Annotated in this window: 16 protein-coding genes, 1 tRNA gene, 1 other RNA gene and 1 pseudogene; 12 read left to right on the forward strand and 7 right to left on the reverse strand. The window is 70.7% G+C overall.

Annotation, left to right across the window (positions count from 1 at the left end; all coding sequences use genetic code 11):
* Window positions 1-223: 223 nt before the first annotated feature.
* On the forward strand, window positions 224-907 hold the full coding sequence (locus ACIQOU_RS29830; protein WP_401541476.1) for a DUF6000 family protein: 684 nt from the start codon (window positions 224-226) through the stop codon (window positions 905-907).
* A 230-nt stretch (window positions 908-1,137) separates the two neighbouring features.
* Here the strand turns inward: ACIQOU_RS29830 and ACIQOU_RS29835 are convergent, their stop codons facing one another.
* Window positions 1,138-1,797, reverse strand: a complete 660-nt coding sequence (locus ACIQOU_RS29835) for a hypothetical protein (RefSeq protein WP_401541478.1) — start codon at window positions 1,795-1,797, stop codon at window positions 1,138-1,140.
* 38 nt (window positions 1,798-1,835) lie between these two features.
* Here ACIQOU_RS29835 and ACIQOU_RS29840 point away from each other — a divergent pair, with 38 nt between their 5' ends.
* The 5 genes from ACIQOU_RS29840 (at window position 1,836) to ACIQOU_RS29860 (ending at window position 9,707) form a co-directional block, all read left to right on the forward strand.
* A complete protein-coding gene (locus tag ACIQOU_RS29840) occupies window positions 1,836-3,698 on the forward strand; it encodes a TIR domain-containing protein (RefSeq protein WP_401541481.1) in 1,863 nt (620 codons plus the stop codon).
* 318 nt (window positions 3,699-4,016) lie between these two features.
* Window positions 4,017-4,226 carry a hypothetical protein gene (locus tag ACIQOU_RS29845; RefSeq protein ID WP_401541484.1) on the forward strand — a complete coding sequence of 70 codons (210 nt, stop codon included), beginning with the start codon at window positions 4,017-4,019 and terminating at the stop codon, window positions 4,224-4,226.
* 146 nt (window positions 4,227-4,372) lie between these two features.
* Window positions 4,373-4,684, forward strand: a complete 312-nt coding sequence (locus tag ACIQOU_RS29850) for a hypothetical protein (protein ID WP_401541487.1) — start codon at window positions 4,373-4,375, stop codon at window positions 4,682-4,684.
* Between the two features lie 5 nt (window positions 4,685-4,689).
* Window positions 4,690-9,135 (forward strand): RHS repeat-associated core domain-containing protein, encoded by a 4,446-nt coding sequence (locus ACIQOU_RS29855; protein ID WP_401541489.1) that lies wholly within the window; start codon window positions 4,690-4,692, stop codon window positions 9,133-9,135.
* Between the two features lie 17 nt (window positions 9,136-9,152).
* Window positions 9,153-9,707 carry a hypothetical protein gene (locus tag ACIQOU_RS29860; RefSeq protein ID WP_401541492.1) on the forward strand — a complete coding sequence of 185 codons (555 nt, stop codon included), beginning with the start codon at window positions 9,153-9,155 and terminating at the stop codon, window positions 9,705-9,707.
* A gap of 478 nt (window positions 9,708-10,185) precedes the next feature.
* On the opposite strand, the gene ACIQOU_RS29865 is transcribed toward ACIQOU_RS29860, so the two are convergent.
* The 5 genes from ACIQOU_RS29865 to ACIQOU_RS29885 all read right to left on the reverse strand — a co-directional run bounded on the left by ACIQOU_RS29865 (window position 10,186) and on the right by ACIQOU_RS29885 (window position 13,895).
* Window positions 10,186-10,707, reverse strand: a complete 522-nt coding sequence (locus ACIQOU_RS29865; protein WP_401541494.1) for a hypothetical protein — start codon at window positions 10,705-10,707, stop codon at window positions 10,186-10,188.
* A 304-nt stretch (window positions 10,708-11,011) separates the two neighbouring features.
* The gene (locus ACIQOU_RS29870) at window positions 11,012-12,181 is read right to left on the reverse strand and encodes a hypothetical protein (RefSeq protein WP_401541496.1); all 1,170 of its coding nucleotides are present in this window, start codon (window positions 12,179-12,181) and stop codon (window positions 11,012-11,014) included.
* A 115-nt stretch (window positions 12,182-12,296) separates the two neighbouring features.
* Complete coding sequence (locus ACIQOU_RS29875) at window positions 12,297-12,560, reverse strand: hypothetical protein (protein ID WP_401541499.1); 264 nt, start codon at window positions 12,558-12,560, stop codon at window positions 12,297-12,299.
* Window positions 12,561-12,772: 212 nt separating this feature from the next.
* Window positions 12,773-13,375, reverse strand: coding sequence for a TlpA family protein disulfide reductase (locus ACIQOU_RS29880; protein ID WP_401541501.1), 603 nt, complete (start codon window positions 13,373-13,375; stop codon window positions 12,773-12,775).
* A gap of 28 nt (window positions 13,376-13,403) precedes the next feature.
* Complete coding sequence (locus ACIQOU_RS29885) at window positions 13,404-13,895, reverse strand: DUF3515 domain-containing protein (protein WP_401541504.1); 492 nt, start codon at window positions 13,893-13,895, stop codon at window positions 13,404-13,406.
* A 175-nt stretch (window positions 13,896-14,070) separates the two neighbouring features.
* Here ACIQOU_RS29885 and ACIQOU_RS29890 point away from each other — a divergent pair, with 175 nt between their 5' ends.
* On the forward strand, window positions 14,071-14,589 hold the full coding sequence (locus ACIQOU_RS29890) for an RICIN domain-containing protein (protein WP_401541505.1): 519 nt from the start codon (window positions 14,071-14,073) through the stop codon (window positions 14,587-14,589).
* 226 nt (window positions 14,590-14,815) lie between these two features.
* Window positions 14,816-15,055: a LuxR C-terminal-related transcriptional regulator gene (locus ACIQOU_RS29895; RefSeq protein ID WP_401541508.1), complete on the forward strand. Its 240-nt coding sequence runs from the start codon at window positions 14,816-14,818 to the stop codon at window positions 15,053-15,055.
* Between the two features lie 175 nt (window positions 15,056-15,230).
* Here ACIQOU_RS29895 and ACIQOU_RS29900 read toward each other — a convergent pair.
* Window positions 15,231-15,318 (reverse strand) — tRNA-Ser (locus tag ACIQOU_RS29900).
* 73 nt (window positions 15,319-15,391) lie between these two features.
* On the opposite strand from ACIQOU_RS29900, the gene ffs reads away from it, so the two are divergent.
* From ffs to ACIQOU_RS29920, 4 genes and pseudogenes are all read left to right on the forward strand, one after another.
* An RNA gene (gene ffs, locus ACIQOU_RS29905) (signal recognition particle sRNA small type) lies at window positions 15,392-15,486 on the forward strand.
* 58 nt (window positions 15,487-15,544) lie between these two features.
* Window positions 15,545-17,812 carry a DNA polymerase III subunit gamma and tau gene (locus ACIQOU_RS29910; RefSeq protein WP_401541511.1) on the forward strand — a complete coding sequence of 756 codons (2,268 nt, stop codon included), beginning with the start codon at window positions 15,545-15,547 and terminating at the stop codon, window positions 17,810-17,812.
* Window positions 17,813-18,130: 318 nt separating this feature from the next.
* Window positions 18,131-19,384 (forward strand): phosphoribosylamine--glycine ligase, encoded by a 1,254-nt coding sequence (gene purD / locus ACIQOU_RS29915; protein ID WP_401541514.1) that lies wholly within the window; start codon window positions 18,131-18,133, stop codon window positions 19,382-19,384.
* Window positions 19,385-19,777: 393 nt separating this feature from the next.
* Window positions 19,778-21,053, forward strand: a pseudogene (locus ACIQOU_RS29920) (hypothetical protein); the annotation flags it as partial.
* Window positions 21,054-23,124 lie beyond the last annotated feature (2,071 nt).

The following is a 23,124-nucleotide window of genomic DNA, read 5'->3' on the forward strand; positions in this document are numbered from 1 at the left end:
TGCCGGGGCAAGAGGAGACCCATATGAGGACGAACCCAAACCGGGGGGAGCACCAGCACACGCGGGCCCGGTGCCCCCCACGGACAATCCGCCCGCCGCCTGCCAGACGCCGTGCGCGGAACGGTCGACCTCGCGGGCCTTGCGGCCCTCGCAGCCGTCGTTCACTTCACCCGGCCACGTCAACTCGCTGGCCCAAGAGCTTCGTTCAGGCGAGGATGCCGCCATGTGCCACACCGACGCAGACGCCGAGCGGCTCCGGGTGATCCGCCGCTACGTCACGCCCGACCGGCGGTATCTCAAGCTCGGGGGCGGGCTTCTCAGTAGGCGCGAGAGTGAACGAGCCGTGTTCATGCGGGAGTTGGGCCGGGCCGCCGGTGAAGTCACCCCGAGGGAACTCGGCGTGCTGCTCGACGGCGGCTGGCGCGAGCGCAAGACGGCGGCCTGGCTCATCGCCGTTGCCCGCCAAACCGCATTCCGGGAACGTCTCGGTGAACTGCTGCTCGCCAGCGAGGGGCCCTACGCGGGGCAGGCGTACTGCGTCGCGCTGGCCACCTTCGGCACCTCCGCCGACGCCGCCCTCCTCGTCGCCTACCTCGACCGCTACCTGCGGCGCCCTGACCTCTTCTACGACCAGCCGGCCGCCCTCGGCGCACTCCTGCTGCTCGACGCCGGACTCGGTACGGGCCACGCCGGCCGTTTCCTCGCCCCGGGTGGGCTCTGGCAGCAGTGGATCGACGGCCCACCCGGCAAGAAAAGTGAAGTCCCCGACAGCTACCGGGAGTTCATCGGCCGACTCCGCGCCTGCGCCGACGAGAGCGCGAAGTACGTTCACTCAAGGCAGCTCCCAGTCAGGGGAGTTCAGGACTCTGCGGGTCACGGGCACGGCGAAGGGCGCCCGTTGGCCTGAGTGTTACTTCCGACTTGGGCGCCCTTCTGACAGCACCGTACGCGTTCGGCGGCGGCGATGTGACGCCACGTCACCGGATCGGGCTACCCCCGAAACCGGCGAACGTTGAACTCCCGTGCTTGACCTTCGCCCCCGTGAGGGCTGCCCCTTCCGCGGTCAACGGCCGGTAGCCGCACAGCTGTTGGTGGCGTGCGCAACCGTGTCGAACCCCGAAAAATGCCGTACCACCCCTAGTCAGCGGGGGGGGGGGTGCCCTCAGAGGGCCCACCGGCGGGACGCGGGACCGAGGAGCCGGGCGGCTGGGGTGGGCGTGCCGGTGGAGGGAGTGGCGGCCGGGGGACCGGCAGGTCGATCAGGTCGCCCACCTCGGCCACCTGCTGCAACGTCCGGGCCAGGGAACGCAGCGCCTGACGGGTGGCGTCCAGCTGGCGGCGCAGTTCGTCGGCCTCGGACCAGGCCCGTTCGTAGCTCACCGGATCGGTACCCTCCGGCCGCAGCGCCTCGTACGCCGCGAGCCGGGGATGCCACACCGTCAGCAGCGGCCGCAACACGCGGTTGAGCGTCACCATCGCCAGCACCCCGAAGGTGAGCCGACCCGGTGGCACCGGCGGCGCGACGGCCGGGCCGTGCTTGTGCAGGATGCCCCGGGTGACGTCGTAGAGGGAGTACAGCGAGGTGAGCGCCTCGCGCAGGACACCCTCGTCCCGTTCCAACGGAACCACCGCGACGCGGCTGGCCAGTTGGAAGTACAGCTCCCAGGCGGCCGTGCGCTCGGCGTCCGCCGGCTCCCACAGACCCGCCACCTCACCGACGAACGGAATCGTCAGTTTCGCCGTGACCTGCGAGGGTGCCGTGCGCCCCCGCCGCGGCGTCTCGCCGGACTGCGTCATGATCGCCTCCCCGGTTGCCCACAGTAGGGTATGGCACCGTGTGGGATGTCTTCCTCAGCTACAGCCGCAAAGACGCCGGCCACGTCCGTCGGCTCCACGAGGAGCTGATCGCGTCCGGGCTGAAGGTGTTCACGGACGAGTCCGCGGTCGCCGGGTTCGCCGGCATCAGCGACACCATCCGCCGAGCCCTCGCCGCCTCCCGGGTCCTGCTGGCGTACTACTCCACCGGCTACCCCGAGCGCCCGGCCTGCCAATGGGAGCTGACGGCGGCTTTCCTCGCGGGGCTCGGCGAGGGCGATCCACGCCGCCGGGTCCTGGTGGTCAACCCCGAGCCGGACACCGCGCACATCCACCCCGTGGAACTGCGCGACACCCGGCACGGCGAACCGGAGACCCTCGTCCCGGACATCCTCGCCCACCTCCGGCAGGTGCCGGGCCCCATGCGCCTGGGCACCCAACCCCCACGCGTGCACGGCGAACTGCCCGCCACCATAGGGGAGTTCACCGGCAGGCTGCCCGAACTGTGGCGCCTGCACAGCGCCCTGCACGTCCAGGAGGCGCCCCTCGTCACGGGCCGCACCTCGGCCCGGCCCGTCCAACTGCGCGGCATGCCGGGCATCGGCAAGACCCGGCTCGCCCGGGAGTACGCGCTGCGGTTCGGCGCCGCGTTCCCCGGCGGCGTCCACTGGGCACACGCCGACGCCCCGCAGCCGCCGCAGACACCCGACGGACCCTGCCTGTACGTCGTGGACGACGTGCCCCACGGCCTGCCGCCCCGCGCCGTCACGGCGCTCACCGCCCGCCACCCCCTGGTCCGCACCCTGCTGATCACCCGCAGCCGCGCCTACGGCGGACACGGCGAACACCTCGACCTGGAACCGCTCCCCGAACCGGCCGCCACCGTCCTCGCGGGCGCCCCCGAGATCGCCGACGCCGCCGCCGGGCACCCCGGGGCACTCGGCCTGCTCGGCCGCGCGGTGGGCGCGGGCCAGGACGCCGCCGCCCTGGCCAGCCGACTGTACGAACCCGGCCGTTCCCTGCTCGACGTCCTCGCCGGCGACGAACTCACGGCGGACCACGTGCGCGACGCCCTGACCGCACCCGCCGAGGCGCAGGACGTGCTGCGCTGCGCGCTGGCCCTGTCCCCCCTGCCGGTCACGACCGAGTCCGCGGCCACCGTCCTCGCCCTGACCGACCGGTTGCCCCGTGCCGTCGCGCTGCGCCGCGCGAACGCCGGTCTGGCCGAGCTGACCGCCCGCGGACTGCTCACGCCCGTCCCGCACCGACTGCACCCGGTCACGGCCCATTCCTGGCTCCACCACGAGGCCGACGCGGCCCGCGCCGAGCGACTGCGCCGTGCGGTTCTCTCCAGCCTCGGAGCCGTGACCGCTACGCTGGTCGCTCCTGGAATCCCGGCTCCCGGGGTACGGGGCGCGCGGAAGGAGAGCATGCCGATGACGGTGAGCGAGGCCGAGCGGATGGCCGCCTTCGACCTCCAGGTCGAGCTGGTGAGCCGGATCGGCGTGCAGCAGCTCCCGGACGGCAGCGGCAGCCTGCGCGAGGCGCTCACCTCCCTGAACAGCCTGTTCCCGTTCACCCGGGACACGCTGCACCGCTACAGCATCGGCCTGGAACCGAGTTCGGCCCCCTCCGTCCAGTCGGTCGCGGACCATCTCCTGAACGAGGTCCTCCGCCCCTTCATGACCCGCTGGCACCCCCTCCTCAAGGCGTGGGAGGCCCACCGCCCGCCCCACACCAGCCCCCTCGACCACGAGGCCGCCTGGTCCCACGCGGACACCTTCCGCACGGACCTGAACGCCCTCCAGCAGCCCCTCCGCACAGCGACGGCTTCCCTGGCAGGAATCTCCGGAGCAGAATTCGGAATCTCAGCAGAGGTCTGAACGGCTATCCAGCCCGGGCTGCCGCACACGCCCTCTTGCCGGGAGGGAAAGAACGCCCGCAGCACCTGGTGGAGCCGTCTCGTGGAGCAGCCGCGTACCCCTTGCCGCACAGCCAGTGCTCCGTGGCGACGACGACGATCGGCGCCGGGGCGCTGATTTCTGTCCCGTTGCCGACTTCGGAGGGAGACCTGGTTCGCACCCGCGAAGCAGCAAGATCCAGCCACCCACGGCCGCGAACCGAAGGCAGCGCGTGCAGTGGATGGACTGTGCCGTCTCACGTGTCGCCGTCTGGTGAACTCAGGCGTAGCCCCGTGAAGGATGAAGGACGACCCGGCCGCGGCCACCTGCGATCGCCCTACGTTCTGGGTCGACAGGGGTAAGGCCCCTGACGTTCCGCGGGCCATTGACCCCAAGACGCTCGCAGTTCTCGCGGACCAGGAGACCAAGGTCCCCGACACCGAGGCCGAGTTGAAGCCGATCAGCCTGCACCCGGACCCCGGGAGCAAGATCCAGTCCATCAAGCGCTGAACAATTCCGGCCGCCCACGCCGACCCGGTCGGCGTGGGCGGCCGGACATTTTACTGAGTTGCAAAGATCGAGAGGCCGCGATCGATGCCCCCTCCGGGGCAGGATGTCGGCTTGTACATACGGCGAATCAGGGAGAGTCGGGTCGCGTGTCGGACCTCAAGAAGGAGGCGGAGTCGCTGCACAAAGCGGCTTCCGCGCTGGGCAAGGCGGGGCAGCACACGATGAAGCCGTTGCACGACTTCAAGGAGGCGTCGCACGACCTGTCGGCACTGGGTGCACTGGGCTCCCTGATAGGCGTGGCGGACAAGATACGTGACGGTATGACCACCCTCGCCAAGGTGACGCACGCCCTGGATGAGGAGTGGCAGGCCGAGGCGAAGTTGATGGGTGACGTCTCCGACGCTTTCGACTTGTTGGACCTCCTGCTGAGTGCCGCGGCCAAAGCAACGAAGGGCTGAGCCACGTGGCCGACCTCAATCCGTTGCACTGGATCAGCAGAGCCAATCACGCGTTCGGCGACACCATGGCCCAGGGCCTGGAGTTCATGGGCATCACCGACCCGGCGGTGGAGCCGGACGGGGTGCGGGAGATCGCCAAGAAGTGGCGGCACCTGGCCAAGGGCCTCGAAGACGGCAGCCGGGACGCCGACTTGGCGCTCAAGGGCGTGGTGTGGGAAGGCCAGGCTGCCAAGGCGTTCCACAAGCGTGCCAAGTCGGCACGCAAGGACGCGGACAGCGCCGCGGACGCCCTGCACAAAGGTGCCGACGCCCTCGACAAGTTCGCCGACGAGGCGCATGAGCTGATCTCCGAGATCGGCGTGATGGTCGCGGAGATCGCCGAGTTCGAGATCGCCGGCCTGGCCCTGTCCGTGCTGACCGCGGGCCTGTCCGATGTCGCTGCCACCCTGGCCGCAGGTGAACGGGCCCTGAAGATCATGGCGTTGATAGCCCGGCTTGAGGAACGCGGCTCGGCGCTCGCCAGTGTGGTCCGCGGCGTACTGGAGGCCATCCGCTACCTGGAACGCACCCTGCGGGCTCTCAAGGACATCAAGGCCGCTGCCGAGGTCACCAAGGCGGGCAAGCTCGGGAAGATGGCGTTCGAAGGTACGGGATTCAGCGCCTTCGCCACGGCCCTCGATGACCCGGAGGCATTCAAAGACCCCGAGAAGCTGGCTGGAATCCTCACCATGGGCGCTCTCATGGGTGTCGGCGGTGGTCTGCTCGGCAAGGCGCTCGGGAAGGGCTTGAAGAACCTCAAGCCAGGCGATCTGTCCAAGCTGAGCAGGGCGATGAACCTGGACTGCGCGGCCTTCGAACGCCTGTCGATGCGTCCGGGATTCGACGCACTGCCCGCGTCACTCCGCAACATGATCAAGAAGTTCGTACGGGACCCGATCGACGTCGCGACCGGCGATATGGCCCTGCCGCGTACCGACGTCCGACTCCCCGGTGTATTGCCGCTGATCCTGGAGCGCACCCACCTCTCCTCCTACCGATGGGGCGGCTGGTTCGGTCCGTCCTGGGCCTCCACGCTCGACCAGCGCGTCCAGGCCGACGACAAGGGCCTCGTGTACGCCGCGGCGGACGGCGCCCGTCTGTGCTTCCCTCCCCCCGACCCGGAAGCCGACGAGCCGACCCTTCCAGAGACTCCCGGCTCGCGCCTGCGACTGTCCTGGGACGATGAGACCGACGGCGCGCTTCGCATCACCGACCCCGACAGTGGCCTGGCCCACGTCTTCCACAGCCCGGTGCCGGCGGCCGATGGCGAGGCGGTCGACATGCCGTTGCAGCACATCCAGGACCGTCACGGCAACCGCATCACCCTCGTCTACGAGGAGGGCGACCTCCCGACCGCTGTGGTCCACTCCGGCGGCTACCGGATCGCCGTGGACCGGGATCGGTCCAACTCCCGCATCACCGGCCTGCGCCTGGCCGACCCCGACGCTCCTGACGGCCCCGGAACCACCCTGCTGACCTTCGGATACGACGAGCACGGTCACCTGTCCGAGGAGACCAACTCATCAGGCCTGCCCATGCGTTACACGTACGACGCAGAGGGCCGCATGACGTCCTGGACGGACCGCAACGACACCACCTACTGGTACACCTACGACGCTCAGGGCCGAGTCAGGGCCACCGGCGGCACCGGCGACGCACTGGCCTCGACCCTCACCTACGACGATGCCACCCGCACCACCCGTGTGACCGATTCCCTCGGCCACACCCGCGTCTACGAACACAACGAGGCACTCCGCCTCGTACGCGAGACCGACCCGCTCGGCCACACCACTCACCAAACCTGGGATGCCGAGCACCAGTTGACCGCCATCGTCGACCCGCTCGGCCACACCACCCGGTACCGCTACTGCGACGCCGGTCGAGTCGTCGCAGTCGTCCGCCCGGATGGCAAAGAGCTGACCTCCGGGTACAGCGAGCTCGGCAGGCCCGAAGTCATCACGGGGCCTGACGGCGCGGTCTGGCGACAGGAGTACAACGACAAGGGCGATCGCACGGCTGTCACCGACCCGGCCGGTGCCACCACGCGGTTCACCTACGACACCTCCGGGCACCTGACCACCGTCACCGACGCACTGGGCAGCACCACACAGGTCCGCTGCGACAAGGTCGGCCTCTTCGTCGAGGTCACCGACCCTCTCGGCGCTCGCACCCGCTACTCACGTGATGCCTTCGGCCGACCGGTCGCCATCATCGATCCACTCGGGAACGTGACCCGTCAGGAGTGGACCCCGGAAGGCATGCTGCTGCACCGCGTCGCCGCCGACGGCGCCAGCGAGTCGTGGACGTATGACGGCGAGGGGAACTGCACGAGTCACACGGACCCCTCGGGCGCCGCCACACACTTCGAGTACGCCGCCTTTGACCTGCTCGCCGCACGCACCGGCCCGGACGGTGTGCGTCACGCCCACGCGTACGACTCCGAGCTGCGTCTCGTGGGCGTCACCAATTCCCTAGGACAGGAGTGGAGTTACACCTACGGCCCCACCGGCCAACTGCTCGGAGAAACAGACTTCGACGGTCGTATCGTCACCTACACCCATGACGCGGCGGGCCGTCTGGAGTCCTGCACCAACGCGCTGGGTCAGATGACCGCCTTCGAGCGCGACGCGCTGGGCCAGATCATTCGCGAGACCGCCGACGACCGGGTGACCGACCTCACCTACACCGTCACGGGTCAGCTGGCCTCGGCCCACACCCGCGACTCTACGCTCGTCGTCCAGCACGACCCGGCAGGCCGGGTGCTGTCCGAATCGGTCAACGGCCGGACCATCAGATACACCTACGATCTCCTGGGCCGCCGCACGAGCCGGGCCACGCCCACGGGTGCGATCAGCCTGTGGAGCTACGACGAGGCGGGTCGCTGCGACGAGTTGAACGCCGGAGGCCGCCGGATCAGCTTCACGTACGACGCAGCGGACCGACTGCTGACCCGTCTCGTCGGAGAGACGATCACTCTGTCCAACGTCTTCGACAGTCAGGGCCGGCTCACCTCCCAGTCCGTGTACGACGCACAGGGGGCGAGTCTTCAACGGCGGGACTACGACTACCGGGCAGACGGTTACCTGACCCGCGTGAACGATCAGCACAACGGGACGCGCCGCTACGACCTCGACGCGGCGGGCCGAGTCACAGGGGTCAGTGGAGCGGACTGGACCGAACGCTACGTGTACGACGAGGCAGGCAACCAGACCGAGGCCGGCTGGCCGTCGTCGCACCCAGGCCATGAGGCCACCGGACCCCGTACATACGCGGGTACGCGCATCACGCACGCCGGGCACGTCCGCTACGAGCACGACACCGCCGGGCGGATCGTCCTGCGGCAGAAGACCCGCCTGTCACGCAAGCCCGACACCTGGCGCTACACCTGGGATTCCGACGACAGACTCACCTCCGTCACTACGCCGGACGGAACCCGGTGGCGGTATCACTACGACCCTCTTGGGCGCCGCACGGCCAAAGAGCGCCTGTCCGCGGACGGCGTCACCGTCGCCGAACGGACCGACTTCGCCTGGGACGGCGCCACCCTCTGTGAACAGACGACGGTGGCCGATGAGTTGCCTCATCCGGTCACCGTCACCTGGGATCACCAAGACCTGCACCCGATCGCGCAGACCGAACGCATAGGCGTCGACCACGTGACGCAGGAGGAGATCGACTCCCGCTTCTTCGCGATCGTCACCGATCTCGTCGGAACGCCTACCGAACTCGTCGACGAAGCGGGCATCGTCGCCTGGCGCGCCCGTTCCACACTGTGGGGAACGACGTCCTGGACGTCCGGCAGTGCGACGTACACACCGCTGCGGTTCCCGGGGCAGTACTTCGATCCCGAGACGGGACTCCACCACAACTATCACCGGCACTACGACCCCGAGACCGCTCGCTACCTCACGCCGGACCCGCTCGGCCTCGCCCCGGCCCCCAACCCCTCCGCCTACGTTCACAACCCACACACGTGGATCGATCCACTCGGTCTCGCCCCGAGCTGTGAAGAGACCGTTCTCGGCTTCCGAAAGCAGACTGACCACCCGCTGAGCAATCGCATCCACGTCGGTGAAGACGGGAAGGTCACGATCACCGGAAACGGCGCGCTCTACGTCAATCTGAGCGGGGACATCGGCCACACGGTGAAATTCCGTGGCGAAGGCGGGCAGATCATCGAGTTCCAGATTTCCCAGGAATACCGCGACCGGATTCGAAAGCTGGCCATTCCACAGAAACAGCCAGAGGGACTCGGGTTCACGAAGGCCGAGTGGAAGCAGCTGAAACGGATCAGTCCCGAGATCTCCGACCCGACCATGGGCAAGGACCTGTACGGGATTCCGAGTGGCATGCTCGACGAGTTCCGGCGAGAAGTGGCCAAGTACCCTGGCCGGATCGTTCAAGAAGGCTGACGAGGAGACCCGTCGTGATGATGCACACGATCGAGGACATCGAGCAGGAGAAGCTCCGCGTTCTGAGCCGTCCCTCCCCGCAGGCCGCCCCTCCGGTGCTGTGCTTCTTCGCGATCCGGCCGGTGGTGCCAGTCGAGGAGTATCAGGCTCGGTTGCGAGCCGTTCTCGGCCCTGCCCTCGAACTGGCAGCCACGCAGTCCTTCGATGACGAGTTGCCCGAGGACTCCATCCCCGGGTGGTTCGCCGCTGTCTGCGGCCGTTCTTCAACAACAGTCCCGGACTTCGCCCGGCGGGGAGCGGAGCACTACCGGACGGCCCGGGAGGGAGGCCGATGGGAACTCCAGGAATGGCTGGACCAGTTCGACCCCGAATCGGAGTTCCGAGGGTGGGCGTGGTGGGACCTCACGCGATCGCCCGACGGAAGCGTCAAGGTATGGGTGGACACGTGGGGCGAGTCGTTCTTCGCGTGCGACGAGCTGAGGTGGCTCGCCTTCGTCGCCGGTGCCGATCGGGTAACCGGCCCTGAGCTGGCCCGGATCGACGGCTGGCACGAGGCGGCGACTGCTGAGTAGCGCGGTCCCGCCTGCTGCCTGCTGCCTGCCGCCTGCGGACCACGACGCCGCCAGACACGGTCGTTACGTGTTGTCCCCTCCAGCAAGCTCAGAGCTGCGGAAGGAACGTCCGTGGAGTAGGCATCGAGCCGCTCTTGCCGAAGCTTCTCCCGTCGGGTGAACTGAGCCTTTGACGGCGATCCACTCGCGTAACTGCTCGACCTCGGAAGGCCCGTCCCTCCGCAGCCGCCCCAGCAGCCCACCCCGCCGACCAGCCGGTGCGGAGCCGTTGCCCCCGACGGCGGAGGGCTGTTGGGGGGATGCCGCCAGCCGCCGCACCGCTCGAAGCGTCTGCGGGGACGGACGTGGAGTTGGGTGCGGGGGCGGAGCCCACCGGCACCCACAACTGCCAGCCGACAGGCGGCGCCGGCAGGGCGGCTCGGGCTCTCAGCCCACCGCCCGCCCCACACCAGCCCCCTCGACCACGAGGCCGCCTGGGTCAGGTGTTCTTGGTCTCGGTGTAGGAGTCCGGGACCGTGACCTTTGCCCAGGTGTTGGTGACCTTGCAATTCCGGAGCTGATGCGTGACGTACACCTGGTACACCCGCTTCTTGATACCGACCTTGTAGCTGACCCGCTTGTGGGCGGGAACGACGATCATCGTGCTCTTGCCCAGTTCGATGGAGACACTGGCCTCGACGGTCACGCCGAACTTGGAGTTGATCTCCCCCACGGCCAGATTGATCTTGCCGCCGATCTCACCGCTGACGCTGCCCTTCAGGCTGGCGGCGACCTTCGCGCTGACGCTCTCGCGCACGGAGGCGCTGCTGCGGCGGTTGTCGATGGTCCCCGACGCGACCACCTTGTGCCACGTGGACGAGATCTCCGTGTACTTGCGCTTGTAGACGTTGTCGCAGTCCTGCGTGGCGGACGCGGGCGTCGCCGACAGCCCCATCAGCCCACCGGCGAGAATGGCCGACGCGGCGGTGGCCGTGACGAACTTGCGCGCGGAAGTTTGCATGATGATTCCCCCTGTTCCTGGGCTCCGGCCGGATCGGCGGCGGAGCGATCTCCTAGAAATTAGCCACGGGTTGTCGGCCCCGCCACGTTATTGATGAAGATCTGAGCTGGCACTTCCGAGTCGGCGGCCCGATCGATGTGCCCCCGATCGGCCACGCTCGCCGATGATCCAGAGCACTCCGCGGACGGTGGTCGTGATCGCCGCGTCTTGCGCATGCAAAGCCCCCCACGACAGCCCCCCGACCGCACACCCGGCGGCAGCCGGTCCGGTGTGCGGTCGGGGGTCGGGGGGTGGGGAGGTGGGGTCAGAAGGAGCCGCGGCGGCCTGTCAGGTCGGCCTCGGGGCAGGTGACGGAACCGACCAGGCAGGCGACGCTGGCGTAGGAGCGCTTGTAGACGTTGGTCACCTTCCCGCCGTCGTAGATGTAGATGTAGTTGTTCGGGTAGAGGCGGTGCTTGCCGGAGCGGATGGTGTAGTTGCCGCTCTTGGTGAGGTTCATGGTCAGCGCGCCGTCGGCCGCGCCCTTGACGCCGCCGAGCCCCTTGCAGAACGGGTTGGTGGCGTGGACGACCATGCGCACGTCGACGTAGTTGCTGCCGGACCCCAGCTTCTTGGCGTAGGTGTCCTTCGCGCTGGCGGTCTTCTGCGTGACGAGCGCGCCGTTGGCCTTCTTGTAGACCTTGGTCGGGTGGATGCTCTTGTTCGGGGTGACCTTCTTCGAGCTCCAGGTGACCGTCGCGTGCAGGGCGAAGCGGTACTGGTCGGACTTCCAGTTGAAGTCGGTGTGACCGTCACCGCCGAACTGGAAGTTCTTGCCGTAGTCGCAGCCCGCGACCGGGGCGTCGACCTTCTTCGTCGGGATGAAGCCGACCCAGCTCACGGTGGAGGTGGCGGCGGTGCCGGCCGCCTCGGCCCGCTCGACGGCCGTCTCGCGGAGGGCCGAGGTCGAGCCGGAGGCCGGGACGGACACCTTCATGCCGTACGTCCGCGCGCCCTCGTCGCCCGACCCGGTCAGCAGCGGCACGACCTGGTAGGCGTAGTCGGCGCCCGGACGGACGTTCGTGTCGCGGAACGACGTCACACCGGCGGCCGGCGTGGCCACCTCGACGCCGTCCCGGGTGATCACGTAGCGGGCGTCCTTGGTGTAGCCGCGCCAGGAGAGTTCGACGAAGCCGTCGCCCGATGCCGAGGTGATGCCTTCCCGGGCCATGGAGGTGTCGACCACCGCCTTCTCACCCGAGCCGGCCTTCACGACTCCGAAGCCCTGCGCCGTGAGCGCCCTGCCGGTGACGCTGTCCTTGGCCAGGCCGGAGACGTCGGCCAACGTGTGCGCGGAGAGCGCCGACACCGTGAACGCCGGTGCGACGGACGCCGGTTGCTGGTCGGCGGACGCGGTCGCGTGGAACGTCGTCGCCACCAGCGCCAGCGGAATCGCCGCCAGGCCGGTCACCTTGATCGGACGTGAGAGCAGCAAGAGAAGTCCCCCTTCGGTCTTTGCCGTTCAATGGAAAAGAACCTAGGAGAGAGATAAAGAAGGCGTAAGTGGCTCTAGGTGCAGTGCACTTGAGGGCACTGCCCGGAAGGGAGGGTCAGCCGAGCAGCGCGACCAGGAACACCGGGTAGAGCACGCCCAAGGACCCCGTCGCCACGCCGGCCACGCTGAAACCCCGGTTCAGCCGGTGGGCGAGGCCGAGCAGGCCGAAGGTGACGGCGAGGGCGCCGGCCAGCAGCGGGATCGCGATGCCGATCACGCCGGACAGCGCGGCGGCGACGGCGGCGGCCACACCGAGCACGAGGGAGACCGGACCGTAGAGGGTGGCGGGAGTGTCGGTGGGTGCGGTGCCGTCGGACATGTCGGTTTCCCCAGGGTGAGTCGAAGTGAACGACCGAGCAAAGAAAGTAAACCGCATCCCTCTGACAGTCCGAGGAACCGGCCTCGATCTCAGGCAGAGAGCCTGGGCGGAAAACCTGGACACGGAACTCGGGGAACCTGGACACGGGGAACTCGGGGAACCTGGACACGGAACTCGGGGAACCTGGACAGGGACCCCGCTGAGCGTCCCCGCTAGGAAGAACCGGTGTCCGTCCTGGCGGTGGCGACCAGCGCGGCCAGGCGTTTCTCGTCGATGCCCCCGGAGACCGTCGCGGCGACCCTGCCGCGCGGGTCGATGACGAACGTCACGGGGAGGCCCTGCGTGGACGTCAGTCCCTTGGCCAGGGCACGGAACCGCTTTCCGGCGGGGTCCAGGACGCTGGGATAGGACATGCGGTACTCGCGGGCGAAAGCGCGTGCCGCGCCGGCGGAGTCGTCCTCGTTCAGGCCCAGAACGACGACGCCCTGGCCCTTCGTCCGCTCCTGGTAGCGCGTCAGCGCGGGGGCCTCCTCGCGGCAGGGCCCGCACCAGGACGCCCATACGTTGACCACGACCGTCCTGCCCCTGTGGTCGGCGAGGCTCACCGCGCGGCCGTCGGTGCCGGTGCCGACGAGGTCCGGCGCGGTGGGACGGTGCGCGGCGTCGATCGTGAGCGCCCCGTCCGCGCTCCGGTGACGGCCCGAGGAGCCGTGCGCTTCACCGTCGTCCCCGAAGACGGTCATGCCGACGAGCGTCGCGGCGCCGACGAGGGCGGCCAGAACGGGGACGCAGACGCGAGCGGACGGACGTTTCATACGGGTTCCTTCGCGGTCCGGGCGGGGCTCAACTGCCGGCGGAGTCGATGCAGTGGTTGCTCTGGTGAATCGGCCGGACGATGCGGCTCAGCTCGACCAACGCGCTGTCGACGGCGGTGTCCTGGGCGTTGAAGGTGACCTCGACGGCGGGGTCACGCCCGTAGGTGATGATCACTTTGCGGCCGTCACGGGATTCGGACTGCCGGTAGACCCAGTCCACGCTGTTGACGGTCACGCACAGGTCGGTGGTGGGAGCGGGCGGTTGCAGCCCGCAGCGCAGGACCACGGCCTTGTCCCCCCACACGGCGACGCCCGGCACGTCGGTGCCCGCGAGCCGGTGTCCGCCCAGCGTCGCCGGGTACCCCTTGGCGATGCGCGCGCAGGCGGGAGCGTCGGCACGGGGCGCCTGCGCGACACCGTAGGTCGGAGCGTTCAGTTCGCGTGCCACGAGGAGCGCCGCGAGTCCGGCGGCGGCCGTGAGACCCAGGCCGAGCCAGAGTCTGCGGGATGGGCGGGCCATGCCGGACATACCCCCGATTTCGTATGTGGACACCCTTGCTGCTGGTCGTACGGAACGATACGCCGCCGTTCAACTGGCCTTGTGGACACCTCCCTCATGGACGCTGTGCGCGCGAAAACGCCCTGTCTACGCTGCCGTGACTCACTTGCTCATGGCCCACAGGGGGATATTCGCCATGCTCAAAACCGCCAAGGTGCTCATGCTGGCCGGCGCCGCCACGACGATGCTCGCGGTCTCGGCCCTGCCCGCGAACGCCGTGTCCGCCGGGAACGCGACGGCGAGCGCGTACACCAACGTACGGCTGGAGAAGGTCTGGGGTCCGACGGGGATCTGCCTGTCCATGAACGGCAAGACCACGGCGAACGCCCCGGTCGTGCAGAAGAAGTGCACCTCGGGGACGGACCAGAGGTGGACGCTCAGCGGGACGTCCGCGGGCATCTACACGATCAAGAACAAGAAGTCCGCGAAGTGCCTGGGCATCTCCGGCACGGCCAACGGCACCGTCGTCACCCAGCGGACGTGCGTCCCGTCGTCCAAGACCCAGCAGTGGTACCTGGCCGACAGCAAGATCCACAGCAAGTGGGCGAAGAAGTGCCTGACCGAGGCGGGCTCGACGCTCGGACAGAAGGCCACGATCACGCCGTGCGGCCAGACCACCGCGAAGCGGAAGGCTCAGGAGTGGGGCATTTCCTGACGTTCTGACCGGAAGGGGAAGGGGCTCCGCGTGTGCGGAGCCCCTGTCTCCGTTTACGTGACGAACTGGTAATAAAAAACGACTTCCCTGTCGGTAGCGACGGCTAAGTTGACCGGTGACCACCGCCGTACTCGGGGCACGGGGCTCTGCTGGGAAACGCGGGGGTCGGGAAGGATCTTCCATGACGCCGTTGACGTGTGCCTATCGTCGACTGGGTGCGGAACCAGTGCACGAATCCGTCAAACTTGACCAGCTGACGGACCGGGAGAAGGAGGTCTTCCTCCTGCTGGGTACGGGCCTGGGCAATCGTCGCCTCGCGAACGAACTACGCATCTCCGAGCGGACGGTCAAGGCGCACATAGCGCGGATCATCGAGAAACTGGGGCACCAGACCCGCCTACAGACGGCCGTGTTGGCCGTCCTCGCCCACGGCGCCCTGTGCGTCGACGCGGACTGCACCTGCTGAGACCCTCCCGCACACCGGAGGGGCTCACGTCCGGGCCCCTCCCCCACTCCGACGACGAACCCCCGGACGGCAAGCGCCTACCCACGGCCTGCCGACCACATCACCCGGAAGCCCAACGTCGAAGGGCCCCACTGCGAACAGTGGGGCCCTTCGACGTTAGTGCCCGGTGAGGCACTGGCGGAGGATACGAGATTCGAACTCGTGAGGGGTTGCCCCCAACACGCTTTCCAAGCGTGCGCCCTAGGCCTCTAGGCGAATCCTCCGCCGGGAACATTACATGACCGAGGGAGGTGCTCGCGAACTCGTTCCCACCCGCTGACGTCGGGTACTGTGGCGGCAGCCCCTCACGCGGCGCTATCTGACTGAACTCCCCCAGGGCCGGAAGGCAGCAAGGGTAGGTCGGCTCTGGCGGGTGCGTGGGGGGCGTTCGCGTGCCCGGGGAACCGCGCGGGACGTCCGTTGTCAGTGGGCGCCTATAACCTCGTGGGTGTGTCGTCTCTTGCGTTGTATCGCCGCTATCGCCCGGAGTCGTTCGCCGAGGTCATCGGGCAGGAGCATGTAACCGACCCGTTGCAGCAGGCGCTGCGCAACAACCGGGTCAATCACGCGTACCTGTTCAGCGGGCCGCGCGGCTGTGGCAAGACGACCAGTGCCCGCATCCTGGCGCGCTGCCTGAACTGCGAGCAGGGGCCCACCCCGACGCCCTGCGGCCAGTGCCAGTCCTGCCAGGACCTCGCGCGCAACGGCCCCGGTTCCATCGACGTCATCGAGATCGACGCCGCCTCCCACGGTGGTGTGGACGACGCCCGTGAGCTGCGCGAGAAGGCCTTCTTCGGGCCCGCGGGCAGCCGCTACAAGATCTACATCATCGACGAGGCCCACATGGTCACGTCGGCCGGTTTCAACGCGCTGCTCAAGGTCGTCGAAGAGCCGCCGGAGCACCTCAAGTTCATCTTCGCGACGACCGAGCCCGAGAAGGTCATCGGGACGATCAGGTCGCGCACCCACCACTACCCGTTCCGGCTGGTGCCGCCCGGCACGCTGCGGGAGTACCTCGGCGAGGTCTGCCAGAAGGAGGGCATCCCGGTCGAGGACGGCGTGCTGCCGCTCGTCGTGCGCGCGGGCGCCGGTTCCGTGCGTGACTCCATGTCCGTCATGGACCAGCTCCTCGCCGGTGCCCGCGAGGAGGGTGTGACGTATGCCATGGCGACCTCGCTCCTCGGCTACACGGACGGTTCGCTGCTCGACTCCGTCGTCGAGGCGTTCGCCACCGGTGACGGGGCCGCCGCCTTCGAGGTCGTCGACCACATCATCGAGGGCGGCAACGACCCCCGCCGCTTCGTCGCCGACCTGCTGGAGCGGCTGCGGGACCTGGTGATCCTCGCCGCCGTGCCCGACGCCGCCGACAAGGGCCTCATCGACGCCCCCGCCGACGTCATCGAGCGGATGCAGGCCCAGGCGGCCACGTTCGGCGCGGCCGAGCTGAGCCGTTCCGCCGACCTCGTCAACGAGGGGCTGACGGAGATGCGCGGCGCCAACTCCCCGCGCCTCCAGCTCGAACTGATCTGCGCGCGCGTCCTGCTCCCCGCCGCCTACGGTGACGACCGCGCCGTCATGGCCCGCCTCGACCGCCTGGAACGCGGCGTCAACGTCGCGGGCGGCGGCGCCCTGCCCCCCGTGGGGTACGTGCCGGGACCCGAGGCCCACCAGGCCCCCGCCGCCCAGCCCTATCAGGCCCCTGCGGCCCCTCACGCGCCCGTGGCCCCGCCCGCGCCGCCGCCCGGTGGCGGCCCCGCCGCCGCCCGCGCTGCGGTACGGGGAGGCCCGACGCCCCCCGACGCCGCCCCGGTCCCGTCGGCCGCCCCGGCCACGCCCCCGGCGCCCCAGGAACAGCCCCCCGCCGCTCCCGCCCCGGAACCGCAGCCCCAACCCCAGGCAGCGCCCCCCGCCGCCCCCGGCGCCTGGCCGACCGCCGCGTCCGCCGGTGGTGGCCGACGTCCCGGCGGCTGGCCCACCGCCGCCCCGGCGGGCAGCGGCGCGCCCCAGGCCCCGTCCGCGCCCCCGAGCGCCCCGGCGCCCGCCGCGGCTCCCAGCGCCCCCGTCGCCTCCGGGCACGCCCCCCCGGCCGGTGGCATCGACCCCCGCATGCTCTGGCCGAACATCCTTGAGGCCGTCAAGAACCGCCGCCGTTTCACCTGGATTCTGCTCAGCCAGAACGCGCATGTCGCCGGGTTCGACGGCACCACCCTCCAGATCGGCTTCGCCAACGCGGGCGCCCGCGACAACTTCGCCGGAGGCGTCAGCGAGGACGTCCTGAAGCAGGCGCTGGCCGAACAGTTCAGCGTGCAGTGGAAGATCGAGGCCGTCGTCGACCCCTCGGGCGGCGGCTCGGCCCCCGCGCCCGGCGGCTACGGCGGTGGCGGCGCCCCATCAGGCGGCTACGGCGGCGGTGGCGCCGGCGGCTACAACGCCGGTCCGTCCGGCCAAACGACGCCCCCGGCCGCCCCCGCCGCCCAGCGTCCGCCCGCCCCGCCCTCCGCGTCGGCGTCCTCCGCACCCGCGCCGTCCAGACCCGCCCCGCCGTCGTACGACCCCCAGCCGCAGCCCCCCCAGCGGACCGCCCCCGACCCGGTCTCCCCGGAGGACGACACCCCCGAGGACGACGACCCCGACCTCGTCGACTCCGCCCTCTCCGGCCACGACCTCATCGTCCGCGAACTGGGAGCCACGGTGATGGAGGAGTTCACGAAAGAGTGAGCGCCCGGGCGGCGATGCAGTAGCGGGCGTGCAGTACAGGAGCGGGCGGGCCGCATGGAAGCGGGCGTGCAGTACGGGAACGGGCGGGCAGGTCCGTGCCGCACGGTTCCCGCACGTCCGGCGCCCGCGTCACCGGCGTTCGCCTTACGGCCGTTGCGCCCGCTGGCTGCTCGATTCTCGCGAGTCGGGGGCTTGCTTTGTCGGCGTCTGCCTCAGTGGCGTTGGGGTTGGCTTTTGTGGGAATGCACCATGGTCTGGGGCGTCGGCCCTCGGGCTCCCGCACGAAAGGGTGGGGTGGGCGGCGGTTAGGCTGGCCCTGTGAAGGTCCTTGTCATCGGTAACGGCGCCCGCGAACACGCCCTGTGTCGGTCCCTGTCCCTCGACCCTGCCGTCACCGCGCTGCACTGCGCGCCCGGCAACGCCGGCATCGCCGAGGTCGCCGAGCTGCACCCGGTCGACGCGCTCGACGGTGTCGCGGTCGCCGCGCTCGCCACGGAGCTGGGCGCCGAGCTGGTCGTCGTCGGCCCGGAGGCGCCGTTGGTCGCCGGGGTCGCCGACGCCGTGCGCGCGGTGGGCATCCCGGTGTTCGGCCCCGCCGGGGACGCCGCGCAGATCGAGGGGTCCAAGGCGTTCGCCAAGGACGTCATGGCGGGCGCGGGCGTTCCCACCGCTCGTTCGTATGTCTGTACGACGCCGGACGAGGTCGAGGAGGCGCTCGACGCCTTCGGTGCCCCCTATGTCGTCAAGGACGACGGGCTCGCGGCCGGCAAGGGCGTCGTCGTCACCGGCGACATCGACGCGGCCCGGACGCACGCGAACTCCTGCGAGCGCGTCGTCATCGAGGAGTTCCTCGACGGCCCCGAGGTCTCCCTCTTCGCGATCACCGACGGCGTGACGGTCCTCCCGCTCCAGCCCGCCCAGGACTTCAAGCGCGCGCTCGACGGCGACGAGGGCCCCAACACCGGCGGCATGGGCGCCTACTCGCCGCTTCCGTGGGCCGACCTCAAGCTCGTCGACGAGGTGCTGGAAACGGTCCTGCAACCGACGGTCGACGAGATGCGGCGGCGCGGCACCCCGTTCTCCGGTCTGCTCTACGCGGGCCTCGCGATCACGGGGCGGGGCGTGCGGGTCATCGAGTTCAACGCGCGGTTCGGCGACCCGGAGACCCAGGTCGTGCTGGCCCGCCTGAAGACGCCGCTCGCCGGTGTCCTGCTCGCCGCCGCCAACGGCACCCTCGCCGACCTCCCGCCCCTGCGCTGGAGCGACGACGCCGCCGTCACCGTCGTCATCGCGTCGCACAACTACCCCGCCACCCCGCGCACCGGCGACCCGATCACCGGCCTCGACGCGGTCGCCGCCGAGGACGCCCCGCACGCGTACGTGCTGCATGCCGGGACCCGGCGGGACGGGGGCGACGTCGTCAGCGCCGGTGGCCGGGTGCTGTCCGTCACCGCGTCCGGCGCGGACCTCACCGAGGCCCGTGACCGTGCCTACCGGGCGCTCGGGCGCATCCGGCTCGACGGTTCCCAGCACCGTACGGACATCGCGGCCAAGGTGGCGGCCGAGGCCTGACAGCCCTGTCCGCCCCCCGGACGGTCCGCCCCCGGGCGGTCCGGGCGGTCCGGACCACTTCTGGAAGCTCGGCAATTCGGGTGAAACGCTCGTTGCCGCGTCAACCTCGCAGGCCCCGTATCCGCCCCAGGATGCGGGGCCTGATCCTTGCCCTGCGTCATCCACCTTTCCCCAAAGCCATTCCATCGAGTGACCGATGGCCCATCCGGCTGACGAGGGCCCGGGCCCCAACTAGGGTGCGGCGCAAGCGTTCCGGCACTTGGCCCACCGGCATTGCGATGTCAGTGGCGGGTGCCACAGTGGGGGGGAGTGAGCAACGCCAGGACCGTGAGGACTGTCAGGACAGCCAGGCTTTCAGGGAGGGGGTGAGGTCGGGTCGTGACCGGTAACGGGATCGGGATCGGTGCCGAGGCGGGTGCGCAGGGCGCACGGGCCAGGGCGCTCGCGGTGCTGCGGGTGCGCAGCCGCGCGCTGGCCGTGGCGGTGCTGCCGGCGGCGGTCGCCGTGGTGCTGCTGGCCGGAGGGTGGACGGGGCATCTGGTGGGGCCCTTCTGGCACACGGCACGCTGGGTCGTGACCCCGTTCGCCGTCCTCGTGCTGCTGGCCGCGGGCGCCGTCGGCCTGGTGGTGGCCAGGGCCCGCCCCGCCGTGAGCCCCACGGTCGAGATCGCCGAGGAGATCGCCCCCGACCTGTACCGAATGGTGCGCGACCTCGCCGACCGGCTCGACGTCCCGGCGCCGTCCGCGATAGCCCTCACGCCGGACTGTGACAGTTGGCTGGAGGACCGTACCCACCCGTCGCACGGGCCGACCTCGCTCCAGAAGCGGGACGGGACAGCCGGTGCCCCGGACGCGCACCGGCGGTCCGCGCTCGCGCCGGTCCTCGTCATCGGCTCGCCGTTCCTGTGGTGGATGCGGGTCGGGGAGTTGCGCGCGGTGCTCGCGCCGGTCGTCGCCGGTACGGGGCCGTCCGCGCATCCGGACATAGCCGCGGCCCGGCGTTTCGTGCGGGGCCTGGACGCGGCGGTCGCCGTCGCCTCGACGACCGGCCGCTGTCCGCTGACCCGGCTGGTCTGCGGCGGCCTGGGCTGGGTGGCCCGGCTGATGCTGCGGGCCTGCCGTGAGCACGCGGCGCAGATGGAACGCGGGGTGGCCACGGCGGCCGCCGAGCGTGCCCAGGCCGTGGACTACGGACTGCGGATCGTCGCGCAGGAGCAGGTCGGGCTGGCGTACGCGGGCTGGGACCGGCTGCTCACCCGGGTCGCGTTGCCGGCCTGGCGGATGGGGCGGTGGCCGTCCCGGCTGGCGGCGGGTGTCGTCGCCGCGCTCACCGAGCTGTCCCGGCGCGACCGGCTGGCCGAGGGGTTCGCCTCCCGGCTCGGCGAACGCCCCGCCTGCGATCTGCTGGACGAGCCCGGCGTGATCGACGAGGCCACCTCCCTCCTCGCCGCCCGCCTCTTCCACGGCGGCCCGGCGGAACAGGGGCCCGACTGGGCGCCGGTGGACTGGACGGCGTATCCGGAGGAGGTCGTCGACCGTACGTGGCGTACTGCGGCGGCCCGTCTCCACCGCGTCCTGGACGCCGTGGGCCCGCACGACCCCGCCGACCCGACGACCCCCCGCCCGGCCCAGGGCCCCACCCTGTCCCGAATCCTGGACCACCTGACCCTCCGGGCCACGAACGCGGACCTTGATTCCGACGCCGACCTTGGCTCCGATGCCGACCTCGGCTCCGGCTCCGACCTTGATTCCGACGCCGACCTTGATTCCGACCTTGATTCCAGCTCCGGGGCTCAGCAGGGGTCGACGGCATCGCCGCTGATATCGGGAGCGGTGCCTGCGGCTGGGGCTGACGCCGGGCGTGGTGGGGCGGCGGGGACGGAAGTCGGTCGGGCAACGGTGCCGGAGTCCGTGCCTGGTGGGGTGGTAACGCCGGTGACGGAGGCCGGTCGGGCAGTGAAGCCGGAGTTTGCCCCTGGCGGGGCGGCAACGCCGGTGGCCGGGGCGGGTCGGGAAGTGACGCCGGTGGCCGACGAGGGCCGGGAAGCGATGCCGGTGGCCGAGGCGAGTCGAGCAGCGACGCCGGTGGCCGACGAGGGTCGGGACAGTGCACCGGAGGTCGGGGGAGGCCGGGAGCCGATGCCGGTGGCGGAGGCTGGCCGGGCAGTGAGGCCGGAGTTCGCCCCTGGCGGGGCGGCAACGCCGGTGGCCGAGGCGGGTCGAGCGGCGACGCCGGTGGCCGACGAGGGCCGGGGAGCGATGCCGGTGGCCGAGGCCGGTCAGGCAACGACGCCGGTGGCCGAGCCCGGTCGAGCAGTCACGCCGGAATCCGACGAGGACCCGCACCGCACGCCCGAGTCCACCCCCGGCCGGGCAACGGCCGCCCCCGACGCCCCCAGCTTCCAGAAGTCCCCGGCGTCCACCTCCGGCCGGGAGCCCGCGCCGGAATCGGATGCCCGGGTCCCTCAGAAGTTGCCGGAGTCGGACGCCCCGATCCCTCAGAAGCTCCCGGAGTCCGCCCCTGACCGGGCAACGGCCACCCCTGACGCCGCCGACCTCCACCAGCTCCCGGCGTCCACCCCCAGCCCTGCGTCCGCCCCGGAATCCGGCGCCCCCGGCCCCCTCCAGGGCCCCCCGGAGCCCACCCCCGACTCCCGAGAGCCCTTCGCCACCGCCTCCGAGGGGCCCCTCAACCCGGACCCCGACCCCGACCCCCAAAGCCCTCTCGCCCCCGCGTTCCACGAACCCCCCGAACCCGACAGCGACGGCAACCTCTTCCCCGAAGAGGACCTCACCCCCCGCAACGAAATCGGCGCCGCCCTGGCCGCCCGCCTCGCCGCCGAGCTGGCCCGCGAGGAAGCCGCTGCGGCCAAGGAGGGTCGTTCCCCTGTTCCCGGCCAGGCCACGGCCGCTCCCGACGCCCCCCTCTGGGACGACGGGGGCCTCCCCCTCTTCCCGCTCCAACCACCGCGCACGGCACGGGAGTTGCTCGCCGATCACGTCACCGCGATGGTGTGCTGCGCGGCGATGGACACCGCCGGTGCCGTCCCCGGCCTCGACTGGCTCGACGGCCCGTCCCTCCTCCTCGACGACGGTGAACGGGCGACGGACCTGACGCCCCGTGTCCTCAGCCTCGTCGAGGACGGTGACCCGGGGCCGTTGCGGACATGGCTGGCGGCGTCCGGCATACGCCCGGAGAAGCCGGTACGGCTCGTCTGACCCCGGCGGCCTCAGCATCGTTGAGGACGGCGACTCGGCGCTGCTGCGGGTCCGGTGACCGGGTCAGCCCTTCCGCCGGGTTGGCCGCGTCCTCGGCCTCGTCGAGGACGGCGACTAGGCATCGCAGGCCCAGCTGACCGCGTCCGGCACGCGCCGGGCTGGCCGTGTCCTCAGCGTCGTTGAGGACGGCGACTCGGCGCCGCAGGCCCGGCTGGCCGCGTCCGGCGCCCGTCGGGCTGGACGCGTCCGCTCCCGCCCCCTTTCCGCCCAGCTGCCTACGACCGACTGCACCGCCCCTCGGGCCCGGCGACCGGGTCAGCCCCCCGGCCGGGCTGGCCGCGTCCTCAGCGTCGTTGAGGACGGCGACCCGGCGCGGCCGCAGGCCCAGCTGACCGCGTCCGGCGCCCGTCGGGCTGGACGCGTCCACTCCCGCCCCCTTTCCGCCCAGCTGCCTACGACCGACTGCACCGCCCCTCGGGCCCGGCGACCGGGTCAGCCCCCCGGCCGGGCTGGCCGCGTCC

The organism is Streptomyces sp. NPDC091279 (assembly GCF_044757465.1).
In the GTDB taxonomy this organism is placed as follows: Bacteria; Actinomycetota; Actinomycetes; order Streptomycetales; family Streptomycetaceae; genus Streptomyces.

Excerpts from the sequence above, each read along its gene's own strand:
- ACIQOU_RS29830 (WP_401541476.1), top strand. The coding sequence starts at position 224 with ATGTGCCACACCGACGCAGACGCCGAGCGGCTCCGGGTGATCCGCCGC.
- ACIQOU_RS29835 (WP_401541478.1), bottom strand. The coding sequence starts at position 1,797 with ATGACGCAGTCCGGCGAGACGCCGCGGCGGGGGCGCACGGCACCCTCG.
- ACIQOU_RS29845 (WP_401541484.1), top strand. The coding sequence starts at position 4,017 with ATGAAGGACGACCCGGCCGCGGCCACCTGCGATCGCCCTACGTTCTGG.
- ACIQOU_RS29860 (WP_401541492.1), top strand. The coding sequence starts at position 9,153 with ATGATGCACACGATCGAGGACATCGAGCAGGAGAAGCTCCGCGTTCTG.
- ACIQOU_RS29865 (WP_401541494.1), bottom strand. The coding sequence starts at position 10,707 with ATGCAAACTTCCGCGCGCAAGTTCGTCACGGCCACCGCCGCGTCGGCC.
- ACIQOU_RS29875 (WP_401541499.1), bottom strand. The coding sequence starts at position 12,560 with ATGTCCGACGGCACCGCACCCACCGACACTCCCGCCACCCTCTACGGT.
- ACIQOU_RS29880 (WP_401541501.1), bottom strand. The coding sequence starts at position 13,375 with ATGAAACGTCCGTCCGCTCGCGTCTGCGTCCCCGTTCTGGCCGCCCTC.
- ACIQOU_RS29885 (WP_401541504.1), bottom strand. The coding sequence starts at position 13,895 with ATGGCCCGCCCATCCCGCAGACTCTGGCTCGGCCTGGGTCTCACGGCC.
- ACIQOU_RS29890 (WP_401541505.1), top strand. The coding sequence starts at position 14,071 with ATGCTCAAAACCGCCAAGGTGCTCATGCTGGCCGGCGCCGCCACGACG.